We start from the raw sequence: 19441 nt of genomic DNA, 5'->3' as shown, positions 1-19441 counted from the left end.
TGTGTAGCCTGCGACCTGTTAGAAGGAAGAGTTGCGGGCGGCCTATCGACCGACCCCGTGTCGCTGGTTCAACCGAGACCGAGCTTCTTGCGCAGATCGGCGTTTTCTCCGCGAAGCTTTTCTGTCAGCAGCTTACGAAGCTTTTGGTTCTCCTGCTCCAGCTCAGACAAGTTCGCCAGCTCATCGATGGCGAGAACCTCGGACCCTGTAACCAGCTTGCCCGGTTTCACGGCCGGCTTTCTGGTGTATTTCCTGACGCTGGTCGCGCTCGGCGAGCCGGGATTGGATTTGCGTGTTCTTGTTTGTCTTCCAGGCTTTACGCCCGCAGGACTTGGGGAACCAGAGATATCCGCGCTGACCTTGGCTGATACCGTCTCAGTGGTCGCCTTTTTCGTGCGCGGTTTGCGCTGCTTCTTCGGTTCCGAAACCGGTACAGTTTGTGAGCCTGAGATATCGGTATCGAGTGTCGGATTGATTTCGTCGGCCATAGATCTCTCCTGTTTGGGCGCCGCATTTGTCCATGGCTCTAAGGGCGCTGTCAACGGTGATCGGTCTGTCAGGCGGCGCGTCGTCCTGTACCACACGCGCGATCGATTCCGGATCCCCATCCACATCTCCCCAGATCGTCTTTGAGGTCGGCATTGAGGATCTGCGAGCGAGCTTGTGTGGGAATGGCATGTCTTGTGCACTAGCGATTTAGGTCCGAACGTAAAAGTTGTGCAACGTAAACGCGATGCTGATCCCCGAGAGGCGCGCAACACATCAAAAGTTAATGCATATTTTGGGTTGCATTCATTGAATTCCCTCCGTGACCTTGAGAGACTTTCGCTCCATCTGACTTAGGATTTCGGTTCGACGCTCCGCACGGGAGGAGGCGCGAATGGCAAAGAAGCGTGGCACGGGAAAAGCGATCGCCCACCATGGCGAACTGTTGCAAGGCGTGTTCGAGGATGCTGGCGGGCAACTTCTCCGAGGGCTGGTATCTCTACCTTGCCCCGCATTAACGTCGATTGCCACCTTCGCACCGAATGAACGCGACGAGGTCACCGTATCTCCCACCTTTTGCGAGAAAGCGAGGCGTGCAGCCAGTCAGTCGCTGGTGACGTTCGCACGCGTCAGGACTGGTGGGCACCTGCGTCTCGTCACGAATATCCCCATTGGCCGCGGTATGGGATCCTCGACCGCGGACGTCCTCGCCAGCATCCATGCGGTCCTGGACTATCTGGGGATCGTCACCACCACTGAGAGCATTATGCGCATTGCCGTCGACGCGGAAACCGCCTGCGACTCGACGCTGTTCAAGCAGCAGGCAGTACTGTTTGCGCAGCGTGACGGAATCGTTCTGGAGGCCTTCCGCAAACCCATTCCCTCACTGAACATCGTAAGCGTTGACATGGCACCGGCGAGCACCGTCTCGACGCTTGAATTTCAGCCGGCCCAGTATGAACCCGGCGAGGTCGAGATCTTCCGGCCGCTGCGCAGCCTGTTGCGAAGAGCCATCGATACGGGCGATGTTCTCTCTCTTGGACGCGTGGCGACGGCAAGCGCGTGGATCAATGAGCGCTTCCTGCCGAAACCGCGGTTGCGCGAACTCCAGGCAATCGCAATGCGGTATGGCGCCTCCGGCTTGCAGGTTGCGCATAGCGGGACAATCGCAGGGCTATTGTTCGATCCAGTCGACGCGCGCACACCGGAGAACATGGATCTGGCAATACGGGCGATCGATGCACTTGGGCTCAGTCAGCGCACGTTCCTGACTTAAACGACCGTGAGGCACCGATGTTCGACCGTGTCCGGCTGCGCAATCTCGAAGAGTTCGAGGATCCCAGAATGGTACCACTGGGGGGGCACCTGTTCGGCGCCTGTTTCTTCCTCATGAAGCTCCTGCCGGCACGTTTCATGCTCGAGCGGGCGGTGGAAAGGGGGCAGCTCGGCCCAGGCGGGATTATCTGCGAATCTTCATCCGGTACCTTTGCTCTCGCCCTTGCCATGCTTTCAGTCCAGAACGACTATCGGCTTTTGATCGTTGGCGATTGGGCACTCGACCGGAATTTGAGGCGCCGCCTTTTCCAGCTCGGCGTCGAACTTGATATCGTCGAGACGGCTCATCCGACGGGCGGGTTTCAGCTTGCCCGCCTTGAAAGGCTTCAGGACCACCTGCGGAACAAGCCCGGTAGTTACTGGCCCGCGCAGTACAGCAACCACGACAATCCCACCGCCTATTCGAAGATTGCCGCACGGTTCATCGATGTAGTCGGTCCTGTCGACTGCCTCGTGGGGAGCGTGGGTTCTGGTGGATCGATGTGCGGGACCGCGCGCTATCTTCGCCTGCTCTTTCCGGAGCTCAAGGTCGTTGGGATCGACACGCATAACAGCGTTTTATTCGGTCAGCCGAACGCTCTTCGCCACGTTAGCGGGCTCGGCGGGGGAATTATCCCGGCCAATGTCGATCACACCCAATTCGACGAGATCCATTGGCTCTCGGCAGCGGAAATAATAAGCGCAGCTCACGATCTTCACAAGAAGCACGGCCTGTTCATGGGCCCGACAAGTGGTGCGGCGTTTCGCGTCGCGCGTTGGTGGAGCGACAATCATCCAGGCAAGCGGGTCGTCGCGATCTTCCCGGACGAGGGGCATCGCTATGCCGACACAGTCTTCGACGTGGCCTGGGTTGCAGCCAACATCCCTAATTGGACAAGGACGCGTAGCGAAGAGCCGATCACGGTGCCGAGTCCCGGCGTCAAGATGACGGACTGGGCTCGTTACCCATGGGGACGGCGGGGCCTATCCGAGGTACTCGGAGATGGTCTCCCCCCGGGTTGACGAAATACGGAACCATTGATGAGAACGCGAGCAAAAGGTGCCGCCATGCAGAAAAAAGCCTTGGTCCTGATCGAAAGCAGCACGACAGGTCATCTGTTTCATCATGCAGCCAAGCGTCTCGGTTACGTGCCGATCCTCTTGAGCGAAGATGCCGAGCGATACCGTGGTCTGGGCTTAATCGACCCTGTCGCCGTGTTCGCAAACACTCTTAGCGTCGAAGCCGTGATCGAAGTTTGCCAGAGGCTGCAGTCGACCTATGAGATCAAAGGCATATTGTCGAGCTCGGGGGCCTATGCGGCGGTCGCTGCGGGCGTTAGCCGTTTTTTTGGATTGCCCGGTGCGGATCCTGACGCGGTGGCCCAGTGCCAGAACAAGTTCGAGCAACGGACCAGATTGAAGGCGGCGGGGCTAGCCACACCCGCTTATCGGTACGTCACCGACCCCCATAATGCTGTGGAATTTGCTGACGCTATTGGCTTGCCGGTCATCGTCAAACCGGTGGTCGGAAGCGGCAGCATGGGAGTGAGACTCTGCACGGCCCTTCCCGAGGTCTCCGCTCAGACATCTTATCTTCTTCGCGAAGAAGACTTTGCTTCCTCTCCGGGTGTCCTTGTCGAACAATATATCGTCGGCCCGGAATTCTCCGTGGAAACGATGGGTCAAAATGTCATCGGCGTTACCGCCAAACACCTTGGTCCCCTGCCTTTCTTTGTCGAGATCGGGCACGATTTTCCGGCCCATTTGTCAACGCAGGTGAAGCAGGAAATCGCAACTGCCGTTACAACCGCGATTAGCGCGCTCGGGTTACAATGGGGGCCTGCGCACACCGAACTGCGCCTTGGGCCGGAGGGGCCGGTCATCATTGAGGTGAATCCGCGGATAGCGGGCGACTTCATTCCTCAACTGGTCAGGTTGGCATACGGCTTGGACCTGATCAAAGAAGCGATCAAGCTTGTCGTCAGCGACGCTGTCGACCTGACGGCGCCGGCCAATCAATGCGCAGGCATTCGCTTTCTAAACCCCGGCAGTGACGGCGTTCTGCGCTGGCATTGCGACGTTGCTCTTGCGCGGTCGGTGGAAGGGATCGTTGAGGTCGAGCTGTACGCTCCGGACGGTTCGCAAATTCGACGTCGGGGCGACTTCCGCGATCGAATCGGCCACGTCATCGCCCTGACGTCGCAGGCCGCTCAAACCGATTCGGCGCTTGAGAGCGCCCTGGCTCTGCTCGATGTCCGGATCGAAGCACAATAAAGACCGGGTTTGCTTCCAAGCGATTGCGGCGGATCGCTAGTCGCCGTCTGCTTTGGCGTCGAGAGCATATCCGACACCGCGCACCGTGCGGATCACGTCCGAGTCATTCCGGCCCTTCAGGAATTTGCGCAACCGTCCGACATGAACATCAACAGTTCGGTCCTCCACATAGTGGGTAGTCGGCCATGCCGCCGCGATCAGTTCGTCACGATTAACCACTTGCTCCGGTTTTTCCATCAGCAGTCTCAGCATCCTGAATTCGATCGGCGCCAGATGGATCGCCGTGCCGTTGCGCTGTACCCGCATTGTGGCAAGGTTCATTTCGATGCCCTCGTAGCGAAGCACTGCATCGTCAACTGATCGATGGACTGCGAGGTCCTCTCGCCGAAGCCGGGCGCGCAGGAAGTCGAGCAACCTCGAAGGTGCGAGGGGACGCATACAGGTTTCGTCAAATCCGGCCTTGAGCAGCTCCAGGTAATGATCCCCGGCGTCCTGGCTGATGACAGCGACAGCGAAAATTTCGGCAGTCTCTGGATCGCCTTTCAGTCGAACGCAGATCTCGGCAGCCATCGTCGAGCTATCGGCCCTGCAGTCCAGCACAACTGCGAAAGGACGCCTCTGGTGTGCCAACCGGAGCACCTCTTCGACGTCGTCCGAAAGGACGGTGTCGAACCCGCCGGCCGTGAAAATGTGGTTGGCGAGGAGGTGAAATTCCACATCGCTGGACCAGATCTCGACCAAGGCCTTCATGCGCTCGCTCCAGAAAATCTTGCGCGCAACTCCTCAACTTCCACTGATTTGCAAAGGCCAAACGCATGTCGTCAACTCACAAAACTACCAGCTCTCCTGGCGGAAATACCGGCTGGACCCCAGAACCATGGGTCGGGCGGAAAGGCGGTCGATCCAGGTAATTCTGCCGGATTGCTTGGTGGAGGTTCATCTGTCATAAATTACGCGCTGTCTTCGGCAAGGGGCCGCGCGAATATACAACCGCGCATTCGCCTGTGGGTAACGTCCGGACCGAGATGGCACGTCGCCATGCCCGCGCCGGACGGTCTCGGGGCTGTTCTTGGCTGAGAAATTTCTGAAGATTTCTGTTCTGGGTGCCATTCGACGCCGCAAGGTGGTCTGGTGGGCCGGCGTTGACCGAATCGCTTTGTCAGCCGGAACCTGTTCCGTCACCCCGATGGTCAGGGGACGGCCATGAATCTGAGGCAGATTGAAATCTTTCAGGCGGTGATGCGCACTGGCAGCATTACCGCTGGCGCCGAATTGCTCAATCTTTCACAACCCGCTGTGAGCCGCCAGATCGAGCGGCTGGAAAGGGTCTCGAAACTCAAGCTCTTCAGCCGCGTCGGCCGCGGTCTCCAACCGACGCCTGAAGGCACCGCGTTCTATGAGGAAGTGAAGCGTGCGTTCATAGGCCTCGAAAACCTGCGCCATATCGCCGACACCATCAGCAGTTTCAATAGCGGCCATCTTCGCATCACTTCGTTGCCGGCGCTCGGCTTGGGTTTCCTGCCGCGTGTCATCAGCCGCTTTTCGAAGCAATATCCGAGCGTCAATGTCTCCCTTCAGGTTCGCAGTGCTGGTTCAGTCAGGGGCGTGACGGCGACACAGGAGTTTGACCTCGGCTTCCTGCCAGGCTCGCGAAACGATCGCGATGAGCGATCGGAGCATTTCGCCAGCGTCGATGGCGTCTGCATCCTCCCCTCGGGCCATCCCCTGTCCGCAAAAACAGAGATTTCACCTTCGGATATTGCCGGTCTTCCGTTCATCGCACTCGTCAAGGACGACGTCACGCGCCGGCAGGTCGACCAGAGCTTTGAAAACGCTGGAGTAGAGTTCAAACCGCATATTGAGACCCAGTTCGCCGCGACTGTCTGCAACTTTATCGTGAGCGGCGCTGGCGTCTCGGTGATCAGCCCATTCGCTGCCGCTGACTTTGCTGGCCTTGGGCTCGTCATGCGTCGTTTCCGCCCAACTATCAAAATCGACTACATGATGGTGACGCCGAGGTTGCGCGCCCCGTCGGCCGTGACGCGGAATTTCCTCGCCCTTTTGACTGAAGAGCGAGACCGAGCAGTCCTGCAATTCAATGCAATCTAGAAATATCCAGCGACATGACCAAAATAGCCCGACCACTGAGCTACCCGGCGATTTGCTGAGGATGCTTTAGCCACTGCGCTGATTCTTAATGAATTTTCGACGGAAGAGTGCGGCCGGACGAGCGTCCGAGGAGGCTCCAGCCAAAGCTCACATTACAGTTCGGCATCAATTGCCAACATAATTCGATTGGACGTCTAGGGACCGATCCGATGAATACCGGGCAGTTCGGCTAGCAACCCATCGAAATGATCTCGTCCAGGGACCTTTGTGAACATGCCGTGTCACATGGGACTTCTGGCCGAGGCAATGAATCCAGGATTCCGCGCCGATCGCAGACTGTTTTGCCATGTATTCCGTCGCACAAGATGACGGATCAACGAGATAAGGGGATACAGCAAAAATGCAAGCAGCAACTCAAACGCGAACAAATTCTCTCGGTCGTCGTGGCTTTATCGCATTGTCAGGCGCCACCGTCCTGGCCGCACCGTTTGTGAAAGCGGCCTCATCGAAGAGCCGAACATTGACCATTCGCGATCCTGGCGGCCCGGTCGGTGAGGCCTACAAAAAGGCGTTCTTCGAGCCGTTCAGCAAAGCGACCGGAATCGACGTGATCGGCGTCCAATCGTCCCATGGACCGACTGGCGAGATCAAGGCGATGGTCGACGCAGGCAACTACGCCTGGGATGGCGCTCTGCTCGATATGAGCGACGTCGTTGTCCTCGCTGACAAAAAATATCTCGACACGGTCGCCGGATCCGCGGCGCTCGGGGCGAACGCCGCCCAGATCCCTGCAGATCTTCGCAACGATTTCCTTGTCGGCGCTATGGGTTATGCCACGGTGCTTGCCTATCGCGCAGACACCATGGGCAAGAAGCCGCCGACGAGCTTTGCGGATTTCTGGAACATCGCCGCCGTCCCCGGTTCGCGTTCGCTTCGCAAGCATGCCAGCGGAACACTCGAACCTGCCCTGCTTGCGGACGGTGTCGCTAAGAAGGATCTCTATCCGCTCGATCTCGATCGGGCCTTCAGGAGCCTCGACAGGATCAGGAACGACATCCCCGTTTGGTGGACGGGAGGCGCGCAAACCTCCCAGATGTTGAAGACGGGCGAGGTTGACTGCCTGATAACCTGGAATGGCCGGGCCCAGGTGGCGATCGACGATGGAGCGCCAGTCACGATCGTCTGGAAAGATGCGATGTTCTCGTTTGCCGGATTCGCCATTCTTAAGGGCGGTCCGAATGTCGAACTGATGCGAGATTTCATCGAGTTCTCTTCTTCCGGCCAACGCCAGGCGGAGTTCGTCAAATATTCCACAAGTGGTCCTTGTAACCCACGAGCCTTCGACTTCATCGAAACGAAGCTCGCCGACATCCTGCCCACTAATCCCAAATACTTCGCCGACATGTTCGTGATGGATCCGAAATGGTGGGGGAACAATAGCGCCAAGGCGCAAGAGCGCTTCGAAAGCTGGCTGCTCGGATAGCGGCCGAAAGTGTTGCGCACGACCAGTCAGCCACCACGAGCTTCGGAGGAATTTTACGATGACAGAACGTAAACACAAACTGACCATTCGCGGCCTTACAAAACGGTATGGGTCGGTCACGGCCCTCGACCATGTCGATCTCGACCTGGCCGACGGAGAGTTTTTGACAATGCTCGGTCCGTCCGGTTCGGGCAAGACCACGCTTCTCTGGTCTGTCGCCGGATTAAACCAACCTGACGACGGTAAGATCTGGATTGATGGCCGCGAGGCGACCGACGTTCCCGCATCGGGCCGCGATATCGGCATGGTTTTCCAGAACTATGCGCTGTTTCCCCACATGACCGTCGCGGAAAATATCTCCTTCCCGCTCGAGATGCGGAAAGTCAGCCCGCCGGACCGCTCAAGAGCGATCAAGCGGGCGCTGGAGATGGTGAAGCTGGAACATGTCGGCGAGCGGTTCTGCAATCAGCTTTCCGGCGGCCAGCAGCAGCGCATCGCACTGGCGCGCGCTTTCGTTGCCAATCCTTCGATTGTCCTGATGGACGAACCCTTAGGTGCACTCGACAAGAAATTGCGCGATCACCTGCAACTCGAGATCAAGAGGCTGCACGGGCAGCTCGGAATGACTGTGCTTTACGTGACGCACGACCAGGAAGAAGCGATGGTGATGTCCGATCGCATCTGCCTGATGAACCAGGGGCGGATCGAGCAAATCGGTACGCCAGACGAGCTCTATTTCCGACCGAAGAGCCTGTTTGTTGCAGATTTCCTCGGCGAATCAAACTTGATCCCAGGTAGGGTCACCGGTGAGGAGGCCGGGTGCCTTGTCCTGGAATTGCCGGGCTTCGGAACGGTTAGGACACGGTCCACGGCGCCCCGTCCCCACGGTCCTGATATCGTCTATTTTACTCGGCCGGAGTCGATTGGCATTCACGCAGATGCCGAGAACAAGGCAAATCGTCTTCAGGGACGTGTGTCCGAAGTTGTCGTCTCGGGCGCCATCACCAAGCTTTTTGTCGGCATCGGGGACGCTACCTTGAAGATATCACTATTGACGAGTGGGTCTCAGCGCGTGCGCAAGGGTGAGCCGCTTACGATCGGCTGGGACGATGATGTCGGCAGGGTCTTGTCTCCCTCCTTGATGGAGGCTGCGTAATGGCTCGTGTGGATGCTTTCGCGGAACCTGCCTTGCGTCCTCGCGTCTGGCCGAGATGGAACCGGCTTTACGGGCAGACTGGACCGGTTGCCATATTCCTCATCGCCCTCTTTGTCGTCCCTGTCGTGATGCTGCTGGGCATAAGCTTTCTCGATAGTCAGGGCCTTCCATCTTTGGAGCACTACAAGCGACTGGTCGAGGTCCCACTCTATGGAAGGGTCCTGCTGACCACCATCAAGGTTGCCATCTGCACGACGCTGTTATGCGTGGCCGGAGCTTACCCCGTGGCCTATCTTCTGGCGATCTCGCGCGGATCGGCCCGCAACTGGCTCATCATCCTCGTCCTCATGCCGTTCTGGACAAGCTTCCTCGTGCGGACATTCGCATGGATCGTGCTTCTCGGCCGAAAGGGCGCCGTCAATCAAATTCTGATGGCAGCTGGCATCACCGATGCTCCACTGCAGATGATCTACAATTTCGCAGGCGTCATGATCGGCATGACACATGCCCTCATGCCGCTTGCGATTTTGACCCTCCTGGCGGTGATGGAAAGCGTTGACCCCAATCTCTCCAAGGCCGCCGCGACGATGGGCGCCAGAGGCGGAACGCGGTTCTGGCGTATCTATTTCCCTTTGACGATGCCCGGCGTTGCGTCGGCGGCGCTCCTGGTCTTCATCACCTCACTCGGCTTCTTCATCACGCCGGCGCTCCTGGGCGGCCCTCAAAATACGATGATCGTCCAGCTCATAATTTTCCAGATCCGGGAAGTCTTGAACTGGCAGTTCGCTGGCGCGATCGGCGTCCTGCTTGTCATGATCCTCATGGTGATCTTCCTGTTCTATGACCGCATCTTCGGTCTGTCCGTCATGGGCGGGAACGCGCGGGGTCCAAAGCGCGCCGCAGGCTCCCGGGTCCGGCGATGTTCTGTCCGGGCCGGGAATGCGATCACATGGGCTTTGGCTTACATCACTGACGGGTTGATCTCCGTATTTTCGACGCTCAGACGCGGAAAAAGGGCTATGGGCGCCGGCTCTCGGCTCGGCCTTTATGCGGCCTGTACGCTCACCCTCGGGTTCCTCGCGCTTCCTACCCTTTTCGTGCTGCCGGTCTCTTTCACATCCGAAGCTTTCCTGACCTGGCCGCCAAAGCTCTTCTCGCTGCAATGGTACCGGTCGGTGTTTGACTCTCCAGTGTGGCTCAACGCTGCGGCAAGATCTTTCCTCGTCGCACTCACGACCGCCACGGTCGCGATGTTCATCGCGTTGCCATGCGCCTTTGCTCTCTCTCGCAACAGCTTCGCGGGCAAATCGGCTCTTTTCGGATTAGTCGTCGCGCCAATGATCGTGCCGAACATCTTTATCGCTGTCGGCCTGTTCTTTCTTTTCTCGCGCCTCGGTATCGCCGGCACCACGTTCGCAGTCGTCCTGGGGCACACGGTGATCGTGATCCCATATGTCATTGTGACCGTGCTTGCTATCCTCAAGGGATATGACCGCAATCTCGACCATGCCGCCGCCACGATGGGTGCGGACGGGACAACAACCTTCCGCCGCGTCACGTTTCCGCTGATCCGGTCCGGGGTCATCGCCTCCTTCATGTTTGCGTTCATCATCTCCTTTGACGAGTTGACGATTGCGCTTTTTGTCACCGGGGGTCGCATCACGACCCTGCCCAAGCTCATGTATGAGGACGCCCTTCTCTCGGTGAGCCCCCGTCTGGCCGCCGTTGCAAGCCTGCTGCTCGTATTCATGAGCATCATAATTCTGATTTCAGAGTTGACGCGCCGAAAGGGAGGGGTCCGCCTTGCCGCATGATCAATCGTCAATACCTAACCGGGCAATTCATGCCGAACCCGCTCTTCGAGACTATGAGATGGCCGCCCATCCGATGGAGACGCCGGTCGCGACGCCTTTCGATTATGACGAGGATGGCAAGCACGATGGATTTCTACGCCTCTATCATTCGAACGAAACCAATGGCTACGGTTACGTTCCGATCCCGGTGATCTCGGTGAAAAACGGCGAAGGTCCAACAGCGCTATTGGTGGGCGGAAATCATGGCAACGAATATGAGGGGATCGTTGCATTGATGAACCTCGCCCGGGATCTGGAGGCCTCTTCGGTGCGAGGCCGGGTCTTGATCCTGCCGTCGCTCAATTTTCCGGCGGTCATGGCAGGGAGACGATCCTCTCCGCTTGATGGAGCCAACCTCAATCGGTGCTTTCCAGGCGACCCACTCGGCAGTCCCACGCAAGTAACCGCACACTATGTCAGTTCGGTTCTTTTGCCCCTCACCGATCTGGTGATCGACTTGCATGCCGGCGGGCGTTCCTCGGAATTCATCCCCTGCGCTCTCGTGAGGGAGGGACGCAATGAACATGAGACCACGGAACTGGCACGGTTGGCCGAATGGTTCGGCGCCCCTATCAGCTTCGTGAGTAGCGGCAAGGGTGGAGGGGGAGCCCGCACACTCGCCGGAGAATGCACTCGGCAAGGGATACCGTGCCTGACGGCCGAGCTCGGCGGCGGCGAGACCTTGTCCCAGCGCGGCCTGCAGCTTGCCACGGAGGGGGTGCGGAGGATCCTAAGTCAATTCGGAATACTGCAGTCCACAGCCCTGCCAACCGGCGCATCCACACGCTGGGTGAAGAAGGGGCCACACGATCGTCTGCATGCGGACGTCGCGGGTATATTCGAGCCCCGCATCAAACTCGGGGAACACGTCTCACCCGGGAAGGTCGCCGGGTTGATCCACTTCCCGGACTTCCCGATGCGCAAGCCCGAGGAAGTTCGCTTCGAATCCTCTGGCTATATCCTGTCTTGTCATATCCCCGCCTTGGTCGGCAGGGGCGACGAACTATGCACTTTGGTGAACGATGTCTAATTCGGTCAGAAGATGATGACAGGCAGGAGCGCCCCGATGAGGGGGCCAGTTCGGTTCGGCAAGCCAAGTCCGTTGCTTTCCGGCATGCGATGTATCAAGTGCCGAAGGCTCTGGCCGATCAACGACTATTTCTTCGGTTGCCCCGACTGCGCAGACGCCGGCACCCCGGCGAGTGTTGCTCCGGACTTCGCGAGCTTGCCTGGCTTGGGGGGCCTCGATGATATTGCTTGCTGGCTCGCCTATCCCGGCTCCTCGCATCTCGGCGAAGGCAATACACCTCTCATCGACCTCCCCGATCTGGCTGCACAACATGGTCTGACGCGGCTGCGGGTCAAGAATGAGGCGCCGAATCCCACTGGCTCGCACAAGGATCGGATGAGCGCAGCCCTCGTTCGGCGGGCTCGAGACATCGGTGTCAAGAAGCTCGCCGTCGCCTCTAGCGGAAATGCCGGAGCGTCGCTCGCTGCGTTCGCGGCCAATGCCGGCCTCGGCTGCGTCGTGGTGACGACCGCGGATATCGGGCAGGCTTGGCGAAGAGCGATCGAACTTCATGGCGCCGAAATCATCGTGGCACCGAGTGCCGCAGCTCGGTGGGATTTGGTTTCGGCCCACACCATGATGGGCGAATGGTACCCGGCAACCAATTTCGCGGTCCCGGCCGTCGGTAGCAACCCGTTTGCCGTCGATGGGCTGAGAACGATTGCCCTCGAACTTTATCTCGCCTCGGAAACCGACCCCCCGACCGACATCATTGTGCCGGTATCCCGCGCGGATTTGCTTTGGGGAGTGGCCAGGGGATATAGCGACCTTGCTTCTGCAGGTCTCGTCAGTAAGCTGCCTCGAATCCATGCAGCTGAACCATTCCCGCGGATTTCCAGGGTTCTTGCAGGAGAAGACTATTTTGGCCACTTTGATGGCCGCTCGCCACTTCGCTCTTTGGCAGGGGCGACGGTCACCTATCAGGCAATCGACGCACTTGAGCGCTCGAAAGGAGCGGTGGTCGCCCCGAGCACCGACGAAACAACCGCGGCGCAAACCGATCTGGCGAGAGCCGGCCTGTTCGTTGAGAGCTCCAGTGCGATCGCACTCGCTGGCCTCCACGCCCTTCGTAAGCGGTCGGTGATCACCGATGATGCGTCGGTCGTCCTTATCGTGACGTCACATGGTTACAAAGAGGACCGGTGGCAAAACTGATGGAAAGCATTGGGTTCCGTTGATATTGAACATCTGGATTGTACAAATTTTGTGAAAAGTTCCAGTTTGTGGCACCTCCCTTCCTGCTAAAATCGGCCGATCCATACGTCCATTCGACGCCGGAGGACGACAGATGGCGGTTCGCAAGTTCGATAAAAACGACCTGACAGACGTTTTGGCGCTCATGAAGCAACATGCCGAGCTCGAGGGCTACGGCGATATCTTCTCTATTGATGAAGAGGCTTTGGTCCGGTTGGGTTTCGACAGGTCGGTTCCAGCCTATCACATGCTGATCAGCGAAAACGCCGAGGGAAAAGTTGTCGGTTTTGCCCTTTATTTCCTGCAGGAATTCACATTCCGCAACATGCCGATGCTGTATATGAATCAGCTGATAGTTGATGAAGCGCATCGGCGGCAGGGCACAGCGCGTGAGCTGGTGGCGGCGCTTTGCAAGGAAGCCCGCGCCCTCGGTTGCTTCCGTCTCAAATGGGGCGTCTCGAGTGCCAATGAGAATGCGATCGCATTTTACGACGGCATTGGTGCAGCGAGAGAAAAGGGCAGATTCTACTACACGCTTGACGAGACGGTCTTCTTGTGATCCTTGACCCCTGTTTTCCAAAGCACTTCAATCAGTCATGCGGATCGTTGCCGCATTCTCCGGTTCAACCCGCTCCAAGTCGACCGCCTCGGCGATGCCAGGCCGCGGCTTGCCGGCCGGCCCGTTTTGGCAATAACAGCTTTCTCTTCTGACCGATGGGGCATCCCGGAAAAGCGCCGTGCGATGAGGCCGCAGATTGCGACATTTGCAGCGCGTCCCGGTCTGCGATAGCGGAGCAGAGTAGTCACCGGCTATCGTCGGGAGTAAGCGGTTTCACCGGTAGCGATGGTATAGGGAGGCGCAAACCGTGCGTGATCGCCACAGCCAATTCCTCCCAACATCTCAGGCGCTCCATCTGGGAGCTCGATGAGGCTTGTCTGACCGGAGAACGGCGATGCCTCGATCCTTCTCCCGCAACGGCCAGCGCGTTCATTTCTTACCCCGGCCGGAACCCGTCCCACTCGAAGGTCCGATTGGGGATCCCGGGTTGTCGCCCTCCTCGCCCACTAACAAATTTGCGACTTGCCGTCCTCCATTGCATTTCGGCCTTATCTGGTGCGCTCCGATCGTCTCCGGTCTTTGCGACTGCCATCGAGGCCGCGGTAGGCGCGGCCCGAACAACGAAAGGAAATGGACATGGCTATCATCGGCACATTCACCTCCACCGAAAACGGCTTTTCCGGCTCGATCCGCACTCTTGCTCTCAACGTCAAGGCTCGCATCGGCCGGATCGAGAACCCTTCTGACGCCGGCCCGCACTTCCGCGTCTACGCCGGCAATGTCGAGCTTGGCGCCGCTTGGCAGAAGCGCTCCGCCGAGAGCGACCGCGAGTACCTGTCAGTCAAGCTCGACGACCCGAGCTTTCCTGCCCCAATCAATGCCAGACTCACCGAAGTCAACGGCGAGGACGGCTACCACCTGATCTGGTCCCGTCCGAGCCACGACTAAGGCCCGTGAGGCTCCGCCACTCGGGCGGGGCCTTTCTTTGATCAGAAAGCAGCGCGTTGGGTAGCAGCTCTCGGCGCCCCGCGGCGGACCTCGAGCTGGTGGTCGGTCATCAATCCGGTGCCCCGTCGCACGGTTGCTTTTTGCCCTTGATCCGCTCAATTGCCGCTGCGAGCTTTTTCTGATCTATCCGGGCCCTCATCTCCGGGCGTCGAAACCAGATCGCACGTCCGCATCGCAGCGGAGGGTTGCCGGCGGTGAAAACGATCTGATCGTCGGTCCGCATACGCAGCACTTCATGTGGTTGGATCAGCGGGCGGGCGGCCAACTGTTTCGATCGGCTTCGCGATGATCCCTTTGACTGGAAGCTATGGCTGACCTGATCGATCTCGACCGTCGTCAGACCGCACCGTCCTGATATATACTCCGCAGTCTCGGGATCGTTGATCGCCGCAAACGATATCCAACTCGCGCTTTCGAACCATTTGCTGGCCGCGTCGCGACCGCCGTAGGTTTCGCGCATCTGTCCGATCGACTGATAGATCATCGTCAGGGTTATGCCGTACTTGCGACCGGCATCGCGAGCTGTTTCCAGTATTCGCATGTATCCAAGCCGTGCAACTTCGTCGAGGAGAAAAAGAGCTCGGCCGTTCATCGTTCCATCGCGATTGTAGATTGCGTTGAGAAGCGATCCAATGATGACCCGCGCGAGCCCAGGATGCGTCTCGAGCGCCTTCAGATCGAGGTTGATAAACACATCGGTCTGGCCATCGGCGACGTCCTCTGTCGTGAAGCCCGACCCGGACACCAGCGCTGCATAGTTTGCGTAACTCAGCCAATGGGTCTCCTTGATCGCATTGGCATAAACTCCGCTGAAGGTCTCAGGAGTCATGTTCACGAAGGCCGCAATGTTCTCTCTCACGAAATCGGATTGGGAGTCGTCGTAGATTTCCTGCAATCGTTGACGCAGCTTCGGTTCTGGCTCGGAGAGGTTGCGCCGAACCTGACGCAACGTCTGGTCCTCCTTGGCGGTGTGTCCGGACAGGCAAACGTCTCCGATCATCGCTGTCAGCAACTGCAGGGACGACGCCCGGAAGAAGTCGTCTCGCGGGGCCGTCACGCGGCCGCTGTCGCTGACGATCCATGAGGCGACCGCTGCAATGTCTTCCTCCTTCGTCCCTCCAGTCCCGCCAATCCAGTCGAGCACGTTGAACCCGGTCAAGGACTTTCTGGGATCGAGGACGCGGACAATTCGGCCAAGGTCCTTCCGATGTCGCGACACCATGGGCGCCACCTCGTGAGAGGGATCGAGGACGACGAGCGCCCCACCCCATTTCAGCGCCGTCGGAATCGTGATCGACGTCGTCTTGAAGCCCCCGGAGCCGGCAAAGACGATGCCGTGTGACGAACCGAAGGACCCATCGAAGCAGAGGAGCGAGGATTTGCCCCCCGCGCCCCAGGTCTCAACGCTATCGGCGCGGAAGGACAGCGACGCAACGCCGTCTCTGTCGACCCGGTAGCGCTCACCGATGACAATCCCGCCGGCCTCGGGAAACAGTTTTGCCGCATCCGATAGCTTCATCCAGTGAGCCTCGCCGTGCAGCGCCCGCTTGCCGACAATCCGTCGAGGCTCGCGCTTGGGGAACGCTGAATTGCCAATCATGGCGACGCGCAGCGCGTAGCATCCTGCCAATAGCACGGTAATCGCACCAACGGCCGTCGCAGGGTCGAGACATGCCGTCGGCGATGTGCCAGGAGGTACTTGATCGGCGATCGTAGCCAAGCGGAAAGTCTCACGTGCACTTGCGATAGCTACGGTTGCCACGCAACCGATCACTACACCCCACGCCGCCGATTTGACGCGGTTCGATCCTGCTACGGCAAACAGGAGGGTCAACGCAATTGCGGCTGCGCTTAAGTAGGGAGTTGCGAGGCCAATGCGTCCCAACGCCAGGCGGGCCGCGTCGGTTTTGCCGAATGCCGCGAGCCAGGTTTCGATGCCGGTGGCGCCGATCGCGACAAGAACGATCGGCACGATCGGCGTGATGACGAGAGCGACCTTGTTCAACTTCACGTCAAAGACCTCCGCACCCGGACCTGAGAACAATCCGGCCTATGCGTTTTGCCTCGCGCGACTCGGCGTGCCTGAACCGCTCTTGCAGCTTGGCGATCTCCTCCCGGATTTTCGAGGAAGGCTTCTTCATTCCGTTAGGTCCCTTCATGCCGTTTGCTCTTCGAGCGGCATGAGATTCCCGGAGATCAGCGTGCCGATCCACTACCAGAAATGCGAGTTGGCAGCGCCAATGCCTTCCTGCATCGTCCCGGCCGCTCGATGAGAGCGGCAAACATTCCAGACCGTTACTGCCTGGCCAACCTGGACGCCCAAAACGCATGGGCGTTCATGCGGACGATTGTGCAGTCAACAACGCATCAGCAAATGGCAGAAGTGCCAGGCCATCTGGTTCTCTGAGCCAGACGAAGAGCCAGGAGCTCTGCCTAAAATGAGAAAATTCTCCCCGCCCGAGGCCATTGGACGATCCCGGTACCGCCGGACGAATGGAGCTTTGCTGGTCGGCGTCTCACTTGTTCCGATCATCTCCGTGGTCGGCTGGATCGGCGGCTATCGGATCAACACCACCCCGAGTGAGCCGCTCGGCCTTTGGCGCATCGTATCCCTCGATCGCCCGGTCGCAGTCGGCGATATCGTCGCCTTTTGCCCACCCCCAAACCGACTGTTCGCCGAAGCGCGTGAGCGCGGCTACTTGCGGTCGGGATCGTGCCAGGACGGCTTTGGACCGTTGATCAAGATCGTCATTGCCCTGGAAGGGCAGCGCGTGGAGGTCGTCGATCGAGTAAGCGTAGACGGGCGCGACGTCACGATGTCGCGCCTTCTGAAAGTCGACGGAAAGGGACGCACTCTTCAGCCATATCCGGGCGGGATCGTACCGGCCGGCGAAATGTTCCTCCACTCCGCCTATCCAGGATCCTGGGACTCTCGCTATTTCGGCCCTGTCCCGACCTCCGGCATTCTCGGTCTCGCGCATGAGGTACTGACCTATGCGCCCTGAGTTCGTGCGAAGTTCGGCGATTGTCGGAGCGGCCACGGCGTCGGGTTTGGTCGGCTGGAGCGGCCAGGTCCTTCTAATGCCCGCAACGCTCGCTTTCCCTCTGCTCTGGTCTATTGCGCGAAAACGACGCGTCGCCGCTCTCGTCGCGGCAGCGTATTTTTTGGCGGCCTCCCGCGAACTGCCACAAGTCGTCGCCACGTTCTACATGTCCGACCCCTGGCTCGGCTTGGCGCTCTGGCTGGTGGCATCAGCGGGTTTCGTCGCGGTCCACACGGCGTTGTGGTCACCATCAAGCAGCCAGCGGCCCGCTCGGTATCTTGCCGCCATTCTGCTGATGTCTTTTCCACCATTTGGGATCGTCGGTTGGGCCCATCCGATCACCGCGGCCGGTGTGCTGTTTCCTGATTGGGGATGGTGGGGCCTGGCAGTGATGACGGTCGGCCTCACGGGTCTCGTGAGCCGAAAGGGACCGGTTGTCGCGGTCGCCTTGGGAAGTTTCTGGCTGTGGTCCGTCGCAAACTGGACTGACACAAACGTCGCTGACACCTGGCGCGGCGTCGACCTTCAGTTCGGCGCCTCGCTCGGCCGACAAAGTGGTTTGCAACATGAGCGTGACTTGATTGCCATTGTTCGGGTGGCTGCGTCAGACGGTGCGCATTTTATCGTGCTGCCTGAGAGCGGGCTTGGTCTCTGGACGCCGACGAAACGGCAGTTATGGCTGTCGGAATTGTCCGGGAGCCCGGTGACCATCATTGCCGGAGCAGTGGTGGTCAATGGCAATGATTATGACAATGTGCTTGTAACAATCACGGGAAATAGCAGTGGCGTCCTTTATCGCGAGCGCATGCCGGTGCCAGGCGCGATGTGGCAGCCATGGCTCAGATGGTCTGGGGAAAGCGGCGGGGCTCGGGCGTATTTCTTTGCCAATCCCGTGGTCAAGGTCGGTTCGACGAAGATCGCCCCGCTGATCTGCTACGAGCAACTCATCGTCTGGCCGGTTCTTCAGTCGATGCTGGGGGATCCTGACGTCCTCCTCGCCGTCGGCAATGGCTGGTGGGCCAGAGGCATGTCCATTGTCGATATCCAGCGCGCCAGTACGATAGCCTGGGCCCGATTGTTCAGCAAACCTCTCGTCCTTTCCTTCAACACCTGAACCGCGGAGCCATCATGGACGCAGCGATAATCGAGAAATGTGCCGATCCATCTTTGAAGCCGGCGGTCGTAGAGCAGTTTGTGGAAGAGGTCGGTTCGACAGATCCGCTCGCAGTCACTGTGAACCTGGGTGGACGTCGTATTCTGGTCCCAAAGCCTTCATCTCCGGGCGAGGCATTGGACATCGTCCGCCAACACGTCGGCAAAGGCGTTGTCCGAGTGGGGATTACTCAATATCCTGCCGGTGTAGGCATTGGGACCGTGTCGGACTTGCCGCGCGGCTTGGTCGACGCCTGCGAGAACCTTCGGATGGGAACTCAGCTGTTCGCAAAGGTCGTGCGTATTGTCGCGAGATGGTATGGGAACCCTACGGATAAAGGCGTTCTCCCGCCCGTCTTCGAGGATGCAATCTACGCGTGGAAGACCGGATACTTCGAAGGCGTGAACGTGTTTCAGGCGGATGATCCGGGCAGATCTCTGACGGTGGATCTTCTCGACTCATCTGACCAGAAGCCCACTCATTCGGAAGAGGCCGATCGCACGACTGGCAGCCGTTCATCCTCTTCCGAACCGGGCATCGGCAATGCGGCAATACGGATCGATTTATCCCGCATATTGGGTCCCTGAGCGTATGGCGGCCTGTCGATTTGGCTGCTGTCCCGATTGACTGTGTCCTGGGTTGAAGGGAGGCGGACCGAATTACATCGGAGGCGGCGACAGTTTCAAATTAAGTAACGGCAACATTTTAATTACCAAGGCAAAGAGAACCAGAATTAAGA

At 58.9% G+C, this 19441-nt stretch carries 17 protein-coding genes and 1 pseudogene; 14 read left to right on the top strand and 4 right to left on the bottom strand.

What is annotated here, in order from left to right; genetic code table 11:
* Window positions 1-68: 68 nt before the first annotated feature.
* The gene (locus tag PMI07_RS16990; protein WP_007755372.1) at window positions 69-488 is read right to left on the bottom strand and encodes a hypothetical protein; all 420 of its coding nucleotides are present in this window, start codon (window positions 486-488) and stop codon (window positions 69-71) included.
* Window positions 489-880: 392 nt separating this feature from the next.
* Between PMI07_RS16990 and PMI07_RS16985 the strand changes: the two genes are divergently transcribed.
* The 3 genes from PMI07_RS16985 to PMI07_RS16975 are packed head-to-tail and all read left to right on the top strand — an operon-like array spanning window position 881 to window position 4074.
* Complete coding sequence (locus PMI07_RS16985; protein WP_007755375.1) at window positions 881-1762, top strand: GHMP kinase; 882 nt, start codon at window positions 881-883, stop codon at window positions 1760-1762.
* A 17-nt stretch (window positions 1763-1779) separates the two neighbouring features.
* Window positions 1780-2823, top strand: a complete 1044-nt coding sequence (locus tag PMI07_RS16980) for a cysteine synthase family protein (RefSeq protein ID WP_007755378.1) — start codon at window positions 1780-1782, stop codon at window positions 2821-2823.
* A gap of 45 nt (window positions 2824-2868) precedes the next feature.
* Window positions 2869-4074 carry an ATP-grasp domain-containing protein gene (locus PMI07_RS16975; protein WP_007755382.1) on the top strand — a complete coding sequence of 402 codons (1206 nt, stop codon included), beginning with the start codon at window positions 2869-2871 and terminating at the stop codon, window positions 4072-4074.
* A gap of 36 nt (window positions 4075-4110) precedes the next feature.
* Here PMI07_RS16975 and PMI07_RS16970 read toward each other — a convergent pair whose 3' ends face one another.
* Complete coding sequence (locus tag PMI07_RS16970) at window positions 4111-4824, bottom strand: response regulator transcription factor (RefSeq protein WP_007755385.1); 714 nt, start codon at window positions 4822-4824, stop codon at window positions 4111-4113.
* Window positions 4825-5277: 453 nt separating this feature from the next.
* Here PMI07_RS16970 and PMI07_RS16965 point away from each other — a divergent pair, with 453 nt between their 5' ends.
* The 8 genes from PMI07_RS16965 (at window position 5278) to PMI07_RS16930 (ending at window position 14445) form a co-directional block, all read left to right on the top strand.
* On the top strand, window positions 5278-6183 hold the full coding sequence (locus PMI07_RS16965; protein WP_007755389.1) for a LysR substrate-binding domain-containing protein: 906 nt from the start codon (window positions 5278-5280) through the stop codon (window positions 6181-6183).
* A 520-nt stretch (window positions 6184-6703) separates the two neighbouring features.
* Window positions 6704-7666 (top strand): ABC transporter substrate-binding protein, encoded by a 963-nt coding sequence (locus PMI07_RS16960; RefSeq protein WP_197032532.1) that lies wholly within the window; start codon window positions 6704-6706, stop codon window positions 7664-7666.
* 58 nt (window positions 7667-7724) lie between these two features.
* Window positions 7725-8822 carry an ABC transporter ATP-binding protein gene (locus PMI07_RS16955; RefSeq protein WP_007755400.1) on the top strand — a complete coding sequence of 366 codons (1098 nt, stop codon included), beginning with the start codon at window positions 7725-7727 and terminating at the stop codon, window positions 8820-8822.
* A complete protein-coding gene (locus PMI07_RS16950; protein ID WP_007755404.1) occupies window positions 8822-10636 on the top strand; it encodes an ABC transporter permease subunit in 1815 nt (604 codons plus the stop codon). The genes PMI07_RS16955 and PMI07_RS16950 overlap by 1 nt, the downstream gene beginning before the upstream one ends.
* Window positions 10626-11705: a succinylglutamate desuccinylase/aspartoacylase family protein gene (locus tag PMI07_RS16945; RefSeq protein WP_155956545.1), complete on the top strand. Its 1080-nt coding sequence runs from the start codon at window positions 10626-10628 to the stop codon at window positions 11703-11705. The genes PMI07_RS16950 and PMI07_RS16945 overlap by 11 nt, the downstream gene beginning before the upstream one ends.
* A 36-nt stretch (window positions 11706-11741) precedes the next feature.
* Complete coding sequence (locus tag PMI07_RS16940) at window positions 11742-12899, top strand: pyridoxal-phosphate dependent enzyme (protein WP_007755409.1); 1158 nt, start codon at window positions 11742-11744, stop codon at window positions 12897-12899.
* Between the two features lie 133 nt (window positions 12900-13032).
* A complete protein-coding gene (locus tag PMI07_RS33690; protein WP_007755411.1) occupies window positions 13033-13497 on the top strand; it encodes a GNAT family N-acetyltransferase in 465 nt (154 codons plus the stop codon).
* 636 nt (window positions 13498-14133) lie between these two features.
* Entirely contained in the window at window positions 14134-14445 is a 312-nt protein-coding gene (locus tag PMI07_RS16930) for a DUF736 domain-containing protein (protein WP_007755412.1), read from the top strand.
* A 109-nt stretch (window positions 14446-14554) separates the two neighbouring features.
* On the opposite strand, the gene traG is transcribed toward PMI07_RS16930, so the two are convergent.
* Both traG and PMI07_RS16920 read right to left on the bottom strand, forming a co-directional pair.
* Window positions 14555-16516: a Ti-type conjugative transfer system protein TraG gene (gene traG / locus PMI07_RS16925; RefSeq protein ID WP_007755414.1), complete on the bottom strand. Its 1962-nt coding sequence runs from the start codon at window positions 16514-16516 to the stop codon at window positions 14555-14557.
* Window positions 16517-16526: 10 nt separating this feature from the next.
* Window positions 16527-16646, bottom strand: a pseudogene (locus PMI07_RS16920) (TraC family protein); the annotation flags it as partial.
* 297 nt (window positions 16647-16943) lie between these two features.
* Between PMI07_RS16920 and traF the strand changes: the two are divergent.
* Genes traF through PMI07_RS16905 form a run of 3 tightly spaced genes read left to right on the top strand, consistent with a single transcriptional unit; the run spans window position 16944 to window position 19289 of the window.
* On the top strand, window positions 16944-17510 hold the full coding sequence (gene traF, locus PMI07_RS16915; RefSeq protein WP_007755417.1) for a conjugative transfer signal peptidase TraF: 567 nt from the start codon (window positions 16944-16946) through the stop codon (window positions 17508-17510).
* Window positions 17500-18663, top strand: a complete 1164-nt coding sequence (locus PMI07_RS16910; protein WP_007755421.1) for a conjugal transfer protein TraB — start codon at window positions 17500-17502, stop codon at window positions 18661-18663. The genes traF and PMI07_RS16910 overlap by 11 nt, the downstream gene beginning before the upstream one ends.
* Window positions 18664-18674: 11 nt before the next feature.
* The gene (locus PMI07_RS16905) at window positions 18675-19289 is read left to right on the top strand and encodes a TraH family protein (RefSeq protein ID WP_037087351.1); all 615 of its coding nucleotides are present in this window, start codon (window positions 18675-18677) and stop codon (window positions 19287-19289) included.
* Window positions 19290-19441: the final 152 nt, after the last annotated feature.

Source organism: Rhizobium sp. CF080, from assembly GCF_000282095.2.
Lineage (GTDB): Bacteria > Pseudomonadota > Alphaproteobacteria > Rhizobiales > Rhizobiaceae > Neorhizobium.
Note: the sequence above shows the minus strand (reverse complement) of the source record. Positions and strands in the feature narration are given on the sequence as shown.

Excerpts from the sequence above, each read along its gene's own strand:
- PMI07_RS16975 (WP_007755382.1), top strand. The coding sequence starts at position 2,869 with ATGCAGAAAAAAGCCTTGGTCCTGATCGAAAGCAGCACGACAGGTCAT.
- PMI07_RS16970 (WP_007755385.1), bottom strand. The coding sequence starts at position 4,824 with ATGAAGGCCTTGGTCGAGATCTGGTCCAGCGATGTGGAATTTCACCTC.
- PMI07_RS16985 (WP_007755375.1), top strand. The coding sequence starts at position 881 with ATGGCAAAGAAGCGTGGCACGGGAAAAGCGATCGCCCACCATGGCGAA.
- PMI07_RS16910 (WP_007755421.1), top strand. The coding sequence starts at position 17,500 with ATGCGCCCTGAGTTCGTGCGAAGTTCGGCGATTGTCGGAGCGGCCACG.
- PMI07_RS16980 (WP_007755378.1), top strand. The coding sequence starts at position 1,780 with ATGTTCGACCGTGTCCGGCTGCGCAATCTCGAAGAGTTCGAGGATCCC.
- PMI07_RS16965 (WP_007755389.1), top strand. The coding sequence starts at position 5,278 with ATGAATCTGAGGCAGATTGAAATCTTTCAGGCGGTGATGCGCACTGGC.
- PMI07_RS16955 (WP_007755400.1), top strand. The coding sequence starts at position 7,725 with ATGACAGAACGTAAACACAAACTGACCATTCGCGGCCTTACAAAACGG.
- PMI07_RS16950 (WP_007755404.1), top strand. The coding sequence starts at position 8,822 with ATGGCTCGTGTGGATGCTTTCGCGGAACCTGCCTTGCGTCCTCGCGTC.
- PMI07_RS16990 (WP_007755372.1), bottom strand. The coding sequence starts at position 488 with ATGGCCGACGAAATCAATCCGACACTCGATACCGATATCTCAGGCTCA.
- PMI07_RS33690 (WP_007755411.1), top strand. The coding sequence starts at position 13,033 with ATGGCGGTTCGCAAGTTCGATAAAAACGACCTGACAGACGTTTTGGCG.
- traF (WP_007755417.1), top strand. The coding sequence starts at position 16,944 with ATGAGAAAATTCTCCCCGCCCGAGGCCATTGGACGATCCCGGTACCGC.
- PMI07_RS16930 (WP_007755412.1), top strand. The coding sequence starts at position 14,134 with ATGGCTATCATCGGCACATTCACCTCCACCGAAAACGGCTTTTCCGGC.
- PMI07_RS16940 (WP_007755409.1), top strand. The coding sequence starts at position 11,742 with ATGAGGGGGCCAGTTCGGTTCGGCAAGCCAAGTCCGTTGCTTTCCGGC.